The 8150-nt window shown below is 57.1% G+C and carries 9 protein-coding genes; 6 read left to right on the top strand and 3 right to left on the bottom strand.

Annotated elements, in window-relative coordinates:
• Together WA354_RS24975 and WA354_RS24980 are read right to left on the bottom strand one after the other, a co-directional pair.
• Positions 1–250, bottom strand: a 250-nt coding sequence (locus WA354_RS24975) for a rhomboid family intramembrane serine protease (RefSeq protein ID WP_472815743.1), incomplete at its 3' end; no start/stop codon positions are given.
• The gene (locus WA354_RS24980) at positions 250–1455 is read right to left on the bottom strand and encodes a VIT1/CCC1 transporter family protein (protein ID WP_472815744.1); all 1206 of its coding nucleotides are present in this window, start codon (positions 1453–1455) and stop codon (positions 250–252) included. The genes WA354_RS24980 and WA354_RS24975, both read right to left, overlap by 1 nt.
• A 338-nt stretch (positions 1456–1793) precedes the next feature.
• On the opposite strand from WA354_RS24980, the gene WA354_RS24985 reads away from it, so the two are divergent.
• Entirely contained in the window at positions 1794–3047 is a 1254-nt protein-coding gene (locus WA354_RS24985; protein ID WP_472815745.1) for a sugar MFS transporter, read from the top strand.
• 168 nt (positions 3048–3215) lie between these two features.
• Here WA354_RS24985 and WA354_RS24990 read toward each other — a convergent pair whose 3' ends face one another.
• Positions 3216–3422, bottom strand: a complete 207-nt coding sequence (locus WA354_RS24990) for a hypothetical protein (RefSeq protein WP_472815746.1) — start codon at positions 3420–3422, stop codon at positions 3216–3218.
• A 154-nt stretch (positions 3423–3576) separates the two neighbouring features.
• On the opposite strand from WA354_RS24990, the gene WA354_RS24995 reads away from it, so the two are divergent.
• The 5 genes from WA354_RS24995 (at position 3577) to WA354_RS25015 (ending at position 8025) form a co-directional block, all read left to right on the top strand.
• On the top strand, positions 3577–4152 hold the full coding sequence (locus tag WA354_RS24995; RefSeq protein ID WP_472815747.1) for a helix-turn-helix domain-containing protein: 576 nt from the start codon (positions 3577–3579) through the stop codon (positions 4150–4152).
• A gap of 8 nt (positions 4153–4160) precedes the next feature.
• Positions 4161–4844: an NfeD family membrane protein gene (locus WA354_RS25000; RefSeq protein ID WP_472815748.1), complete on the top strand. Its 684-nt coding sequence runs from the start codon at positions 4161–4163 to the stop codon at positions 4842–4844.
• Positions 4845–5135: 291 nt separating this feature from the next.
• The gene (locus WA354_RS25005; protein ID WP_472815749.1) at positions 5136–6575 is read left to right on the top strand and encodes a flotillin family protein; all 1440 of its coding nucleotides are present in this window, start codon (positions 5136–5138) and stop codon (positions 6573–6575) included.
• 83 nt (positions 6576–6658) lie between these two features.
• Complete coding sequence (locus WA354_RS25010) at positions 6659–7303, top strand: DUF2059 domain-containing protein (RefSeq protein WP_472815750.1); 645 nt, start codon at positions 6659–6661, stop codon at positions 7301–7303.
• 59 nt (positions 7304–7362) lie between these two features.
• Positions 7363–8025 (top strand): PspA/IM30 family protein, encoded by a 663-nt coding sequence (locus tag WA354_RS25015; RefSeq protein ID WP_472815751.1) that lies wholly within the window; start codon positions 7363–7365, stop codon positions 8023–8025.
• Positions 8026–8150: the final 125 nt, after the last annotated feature.

Raw genomic sequence — 8150 nt, forward strand, 5'->3', positions numbered from 1 at the left:
CCCACAGGTAGATCATGTTGCCGATGATGTGCATCCAGCTGGCATGCATGAACATTGAAGTCAGCAGCGTGATCCAGCGATGGCCGTGGATGATCCGGATGGGGACGGCGGACCACGTCCAGATGTATGGGTCGCCGTAGGTCAGCTCCTGAAAGAACACCCATACATTGAGAACAATGATGAGGGTGGTGACGACAGCGAAGCGGGTCGGCGGACGCGACGCATCGCCGAGAGGGACCAGGCCACCCACTACATTCCGCCCTTGCCGAGAAGGATGCCGATGCCGTAGGTGACGGCGCCTTCGACTGCGCCAACCATGGTCATCTCAAAACCGGAGGACCACCACGAACGGATGGTGATGAGGCTCTTGGCGGCTCCGACGGCGAAATGTGCGGCAAGCGAGACGACGGCGGCGGCAGCGACGGCGGGAACTCCGCTGAGGAAGAAGAATGGGATGATGGGAATCATGGCGCCGACGGCGGTGGAGAGAGCGCCAGAGGTGGCGGAGACCAGAGGATTCGAGAGCGCTTCTTCGGATGTTCCGAGACGTTCACTGGCCAAGGCGCGGAGCATCTGCTCGGAGTCGCTGGCAATGTGGTTGACCATGTGGTCGGCATCGGCTTCGGGCAGGCCCTTGACCTGGTAGTAGAGCGAGAGAAGCTCGCGTGCTTCAGGCGCGTTCAACTGGATGGCTTCGCGCTCACGGGCGATTTCGGCGTGGTAGATTTCGCGTTCGCTTTTGGCGGCGAGATAGGCGCCGGAACCCATGGAGAGCGCGGAGGCAATCATGCCTGAAAGGCCAGCGAGGAGAACATACTTGCTGTCGCCTGCGGTCGCGCCTGAAACGCCGGAGACAATGCCGAAGATTGCGCCAAGTCCGTCGTTGACACCATAGATGGCGTCGCCGATCCAGGCACCGGCCTGTTTGCGGCCTTCGCTCCGTTTGGCGAGGAGTTCTTCAAGAACGGCCTTGGGATCGACCTTGGGAGCGCCCGCGGGAGCCTGGTAGTGGCCACGGAGAAGCGAGCCGAGTTCGCGATGGTGATCTTTTTCATCTTCGATGACGTGATCGAGAATGGCGACCGAGCCTTCATCGCCGAGATCTTTCAACTGCTTGCCATAGTTGGCGATGTGGCGGCTTTCTTCGATTTCGAGGCGGCGCAGGGCCATGCGGACGCCGCCGGCGCGGTTGGCAAGGGAGTTGGCCTCGCCGCCTGGGTTGCCGGTATAAATAGGCTCCTGACCGCCAAGCTCAACGATGCGGCCATGCCAGAGGGCGGCGTGTTCCCACTCAGCCCCGGCAAGATGGCGCAATACCTGGGCGCGAACGGGGTCTGTGTCGCGATCCGCAAGGGTCTTGTAGGTGTAGTAGCCCTCCATCTCGGCCTGCCAATTGGCTTCGAGAGCTGCCAGAACCTTTTTTAACTTGGCGCTGCTGAGGGTGGTGGTCGCCACGGTGCGTCTCCTTGCGTTCTCTTGAGGATACGGCATTTTGCGGGGAATTCGCACTGATGGAGACTGCGCAAAAAAGGCCCGAATTACGCGATTCAGAGAGGAGCAAAGGTCTGAATGGGCAGGAATCCGAATCAGTTTGCCGCATCACTTCCCCAATTTGGGGTTTTACGTATAGTGTTGTGTGGAACAAATTGCGACTATTTGCACGGTAATAGATTGCGGTCGCAATCCTTAACAGTCGAAACATCATTTGTGAGTGATCCGGAGTCCTTCACCCAGGACAGGACGAAAGCCCTAACCGGGCAAAATTTTTGAGGAAGCAAGGGAGCAAACAACCTATGGCAACTCGATCGACACCGGCGGCGGCTGCAACAACGCCCAACTACACCGGCCCGTTCATTACAGTGGCTGTGCTGTTCTTCATTTTCGGGTTTATCACCAACTTGAACATGGCGCTTGTGCCCCACCTTCGGAATATCTTCACTCTTCCGTATGCGTGGGCCATGCTGGCGGAGTCGGCGTTTTTCCTGGCTTACTTTGTTTTCTCATCGCCGACTTCAAAGCTGATTGAGATGATCGGATACAAGCGGACGATGGTGGTTTCGCTGTTCATCCAGGTGCTGGGATGCCTCCTATTCGTTCCGGCCGCCAAGATGGTCAGCTTTCCGCTGTTTCTGACGGCAGTGTTCATCGTCGGAGCCGGCGTAACTGCACTGCAAACGGCGGCGAATCCATACGTCGCGATTCTGGGGCCGGAACATAGCGCCCCAGTACGGTTGACGCTTGCACAGGCTTTGAACTCCCTCGGCGGAACAATTGCACCGCTGGTTGCCGGCGCGTACATCCTGACGGATCCAGCGAGCACGGCAACGAAAGCGGCGGTTGCCAACACGGTGCGCGGACCTTACATTGCAATCGCGGCCGGGCTGTTGATTCTGGGAGTGGCGGTTGCGTTCATGCATCTGCCGCACATTTCGCAGACGCAGGAGTTCAGGCCAGCGAAGGAAGGCGATCCGATCCTGGGCCGCAGCATCTGGAGCTACAGGCACACGGTGCTTGGCGCGGTAGGCATCTTTTTGTACGTTGGCGTTGAAGTGGGACTGGCTTCGATTGCGGTGAACTACTTCAAGACGCAGGGTATTGATAGCGCGAAGACGGCGTCCTTTCTTGTTTCGCTCTATTGGGGCGGCGCGCTAGTTGGACGTTTGCTGGGTTCATGGGTCTTGACGAAGATCAAGTCAGGCAGGCTGCTGGGTGGGTTTGGTTTTACGGCTGCGGCTTTGCTGTTTGTTTCGATGATGTCGAGTGGAAACGTCGCGATCTGGACCATGGTGCTGTGCGGCTTCTTTAACTCCATCATGTTCCCGAACATCTTCGCGCTGGGCATCAAGGGCCTCGGTCCGATGACCAGCAAGGGGTCGGGACTGATTATGACGGCGGTTGTAGGTGGCGCGATTGTGCCCCTCGCACTCGGAGCGGCAGCCGACAAGTTCGGCATTCAGCATGCATTTGTGATTCCGATGATTTGCTATCTCTTCATTGCCTACTACGGGCTGTGGGGTTCCAAGCCGACGCGGACAGTGACAGCGTAGGCGGGTTGGGGGCAGTAAACCCTTGAAGGCCCTCCGGTTGCCCGGAGGGCCTTCGCATCTAAAATGACGTGATACGAACACCCCTGCACGAAATTTGTAGCTGCAAATTGCTTGTTTTAAGGAGTTGCGGAGGGGGGCTTCATCGACTTGTCGGCTACCGAACCGACTTCAAATCTTGTATTTTGCAAGAATCCGGGCATGGAAAATTCCTCTTGTCCACGCATAGAGCACGCGTATGCGGTTGAGGACGGCGTACTTGTCTACTTCGATGATGGCAAGGTAGCGCTGTATCCAGCCTCTCTTCTTCACAGCATGTTGCCCGCCGCCGTCGAGATCAAGGCCGACAGCGAAGAGGACTAGTCCACGAACTTCCATCCTTTGAATCACTAAGTACGTAATTACAAGCAGTTTACGCGGTAATTGATGCGAGCAGGCGATTTCTTTTGACGATTATTACAGATTGCGATACAGTTATTGCAATTTGCGATTCGCTCGTTGGATGTTTTGAGCGCTGATCGCGGGAAGCACGATGAAGCTCGGCGAAAAAATCAAATATCTGCGCGAAGTTGAGGGCAGCCTGCGGGGTATGAATCGCGCCATGAGCCAGCAGGAACTGACGCGGGCGATCGCCGCCGAGACGGGATCCAAGATGAGCCAGAGCTACCTCTCCCAGATCGAAAGCGGCGCGCGGCCTCACCTGACCAATACGACGCGGCAAATCCTGGCCGGTTTTTTCAAAGTCCATCCGGGATACCTGGTGGACGATCCTGAGGGCTACCACCCCGAATTGTTGAGCGAGGTGCGAGGCCTGGAAGACAAACTCGATGTATGGCTGGTGTCGGGAGCGGAGCGGTTTCGACGCGATCCAGAGTTGAAGAGCGCGCTGCTGGCCGTAGCGCAGCATGAGCGCACACGGGAGTGCCTGCTGCTGCTGGAATCGATTCTTGAGACGCCAGGCCTGATGGCAAGGCTCACGGAAGTGCTGAGGCCGAAGCGGCAGGGATCAGGGAATAGCGAACAGGGACTAATAAGCAACTACTCGGTTGCGCGGAAAGTGCGCGAAGTAAACGAGAACCGGGAAAAGAAGAAGACACGCAGCAGGTAATTGGGGGCATGGCGATGAACTGGGAGACGTTTTATCTGGTCTGCTTTCTTGCTGGGTTGATGCTGAGCTTCATCTCGCTGCTGGGCGGGATGGGACATTTCGGCGGCCACGTCCATGTGCCGCATGTCCATGTGCCGCACGTCGGGCATGTTCCCCAGATGCCGCACGGTGGATTGACACATGCTGCAGCGACTGGAGGCGCGGGCTCGTCAGTCCAGGCAGGCCCTGAGGTTCCGTGGTGGAACGCATTTTCGATCATGATTTTTCTCTGCTGGTTTGGTGCAGCGGGATATTTGCTCACGAAGTACGGAAGCTTTGTCGCCGGCGTTGTTGTGGTGATGGCAGCGATCTGCGGCCTGGCGGGAGGGGCGATCATCTTTATGTTTCTGACCAAGGTACTGATGCCGCACGAACACGAACTTACTGCGGATGAAACGGATGTGGTGGGTGTTGTGGGGCGGGTATCGTCTCCGATTCGCGCCGGAGGTACTGGCGAGATCGTGTATCAGCAGCTTGGCGCAACGCGGTCGGCGGTCGCCCGCTCTGAGGATGGTGCGGCACTTGCGAAGGAAGAAGAAGTGTACGTGATTCGCTATGAGAAAGGGGTCGCGTACGTGAAGCGGTGGGAAGATCTGGATGCCGGTGATCAATGTTCAGTGAACAGTGATCAGAGTCGAGCTATAAGCCGCTAGCCACCTTGTGAAGATCAGACTACTTAACAGGTTGTACCCGGCCGAAGGACCGGGATTGCGATGACGAGTTCAACCGTGCTGATTGCGGATATGGGAATCCTGGTGGGGATTTTTCTGCTGGGATTGCTTGCGAAGTTGTTTCCAAAGAACAGGCACAAGGCGAAACAGTGAACAGTGGACAGAGAACAGTGAACAGTCTTGATCCGATGCTGCTGATCACTGTGCACTGATCACTGAACACTCGGAAGAAACCATCAACAATTCAACCCCTGTTGAAGGGACAGGGATCGAATGATGACGAATGAAATGATTCTTGTTGTCGGTCTGGGAGTATTGGCGCTGATCTTCCTGATGGGCATTCTGGCCAGGATGTATCGCAAGGCGGGGCCCAATGAAGCATTGATTGTTTATGGTTTTCGCGGGCCACGTGTCATCAAGGGACATGGCACGGTGATCTTCCCCATGGTGGAGAACTGCCGTGAGCTCTCGCTTGAACTGATGAGCTTCGATGTCGCTCCGCAGCAGGATCTCTACACCAAGCAGGGCGTTGCCGTGACGGTGGAAGCCGTCGCGCAGATCAAAGTGCGCAGCGATCAGGCTTCCATATTGACAGCGGCCGAACAGTTTTTGACCAAGACTCCCCCGCAGCGCGAGGGTTTGATCCGCCTGGTGATGGAAGGCCATCTCCGCGGCATCATTGGACAGTTAACGGTGGAGCAGATTGTGAAGGAGCCCGAGATGGTGGGCGAGCGCATGCGTGCCACGTGCGCGGAAGACATGAGCAAGATGGGGCTCGAAGTAATTTCGTTCACCATCAAGGAGGTGCGCGATAAGAACGAATACATCTCCAACATGGGACGGCCCGATATTGCACGCATTCGCCGCGATGCGGAGATGGCGACGGCCGATGCGGAGAGGGATACGGCGATCAAGCGGGCCACGGCACTGCGCGAGTCGGCTGTTGCCAAGGCCCAGGCCGACCAGGAGCGCGTGATTGCCGAAACCGCGTCGGCAACGCGGCAGGCAGAAGCTCAGCGCGATCTCGAAATCAAGAAGGCCGAGTATGCCGAGCAGAGCCGCCGTCAACAGGCGCAGGCCGACAAGGCGTACGAACTGCAGACCAACATCATGCTGCAGCAGGTTACGGCTGAGCAGGTAAAGGTGCAGCAGGTCGAAAAAGAAGGTCAGATCAAAGTGCAGGAAGCTGAGATCGCGCGCCATGAGAAGGAACTGATTGCAACAGTACTGAAGGGTGCGGAGATCGAGCGTCAGCGAATCGAGAATCTTGCCAACGCCGAGAAATCTCGCTTGACGACCGAGGCGGAGGGCCGCGCCGCTGCAATCCGTTCGCAGGGCGAGGCAGAAGCCAGCATCATCTTCCAGAAGGGCGAAGCGGAAGCCAAGGCCATGAACGTGAAGGCCGAGGCCTACCAGGGATGGAACCAGGCCGCGGTGGTCGACAAGCTGCTGACCAACATGGCCGACGTGGTTCGTGCGATGGCAGAGCCGCTGAGCAAAGTCGACAAGATCACCATCGTGTCGACCGGCAACGACGGAGCCGCCGGCGTGAACAAGATCACCGGCGACATGACGAAGATCGCCGCACAGGTGCCTGCGCTATTCGAGGCGCTGAGCGGCATGGACATCAAACAGTTGATGTCGAGTGTGCAGGCGATCAAGGATAGGCCGGCGAAGGAGAAGCCGGCGAACGGCGACGCAGCCAAGCAGTAAGGCTTGCTTTGAAAGTCGTTCAACAGATGCGTGGCAAGATATCAAGTTTTCTTGCCACGCAACCGGGTAGAGATGAGGAAGCCATGACTCGCAATATTCGCAACGCATTGATGTTGGGTGTTGCAGCGATTATTTCTTCGACCATGGTGCTTGCGCAGAGCGCGCAGCCGGCGGCGCAAACAGCAGTTCCCACGACGACACCGGCAGCGGTTCCCGCAGATCAACAGCCCACGCCGGAGCAGTTGGCGAAGCTGTTCGACGTGATGCGTATTCGCGTGCAGATGCAATCGGTGCGGCAGATGTTGCCGGCGATGATTTCCCAGCAGATCAAGGCGACGATCAGTCAAACCGAGGCCGGATTGCCGACGGGCACCAAGCTCACCCCTGGACAGCGAGCGGCCATGGACAAGGTAATGAACAAATATGTCGGAAAGGCCATGGACCTCTATCCTCCTGACGAGATGGTGGCGGATATGACCAGGCTCTACCAGCAGCATCTGACTCGCGATGACGTAGATGCGATGATCGTGTTTTACAACTCAACGTCAGGGCGGCATCTGCTGGATGCGCAGCCAGTGATTACACGGGAATATATGCCGCTGGTGATGGGCAAGGTGACGGAGAGAAGCCAGGCGTTAACCAGAGAAATGATGAAAGAGATGGCGGAGATTGTGCCGACGAAGCAGGGAGCAGCACAGCAGGGAAACACGAAGCCAACAACGAAGTAGTGGGATGCAGCGAAAAGAGATTCGAGGATTCGAAGCAAGTAAGGCGAGGAGGAATTGGTATGGCGTTACTGGATAGAGTGAGCACGCTGTTGAGAGCGAACCTGAATGACCTGGTGGAGAAAGCTGAGGATCCAGAGCGGATGTTGAAGCAGGTTGTGCTGGATATGGAGAACCAGCTTCTACAGGTGAAGACACAGGTGGCGATTGCGATCGCGGATCAGCACTTGCTGGAGAAGAAGAGGATGGAACACGAGCAGCAGGCTGCGGAGTGGCGGCGCAAGGCAGAGCTGGCCGTACAGAAAGGCCAGGACGACTTGGCGCGCGCAGCGCTCGAGCGCGCTCTGAGCCAGGATCAGCTTCAAATCGGCTTCACCACGCAGGCCGAGGACCAGAAACACGAAGCGGATAATCTACGCCAGGCCCTGCACAAGCTTGAGCAGAAGCTGACGGAGACGCGCGCGCATTGCGAGATGCTGATTGCAGAGCATCGCCGTGCGAGAGTTATAGGACGTGCGGCCAAGGCGCAGCACGTGGTGGGCAACGACCAGGAAAACACAATTGGCCGGATGAAAAGCAAGGTCCACGTTACCGCGGCCGAAAATGCAGCGGCGACGGAGGTGTTGAATCCGGAGTCACTTGAAGACAAGTTCAGAGCGCTGGAGAGCCACGATAAAGTGGAGTTGATGCTGAAGGAACTTAAGAGTCGGCAGCCACCTCAGTAGATGTGACCAAAGTTGAATCTGCCTAATCCAGGTCAGGCGCTTTTTTGAATCTTCTTGTGGCAGACTACGTCTAAATGCGCAGGTAATGAGCCTCTTTGGGGACGCATCCGCCACCTGAACAGTGG

Origin of the sequence: Occallatibacter sp., from assembly GCF_049802275.1 — a bacterium.
Classification (GTDB): domain Bacteria; phylum Acidobacteriota; class Terriglobia; order Terriglobales; family Acidobacteriaceae; genus Telmatobacter.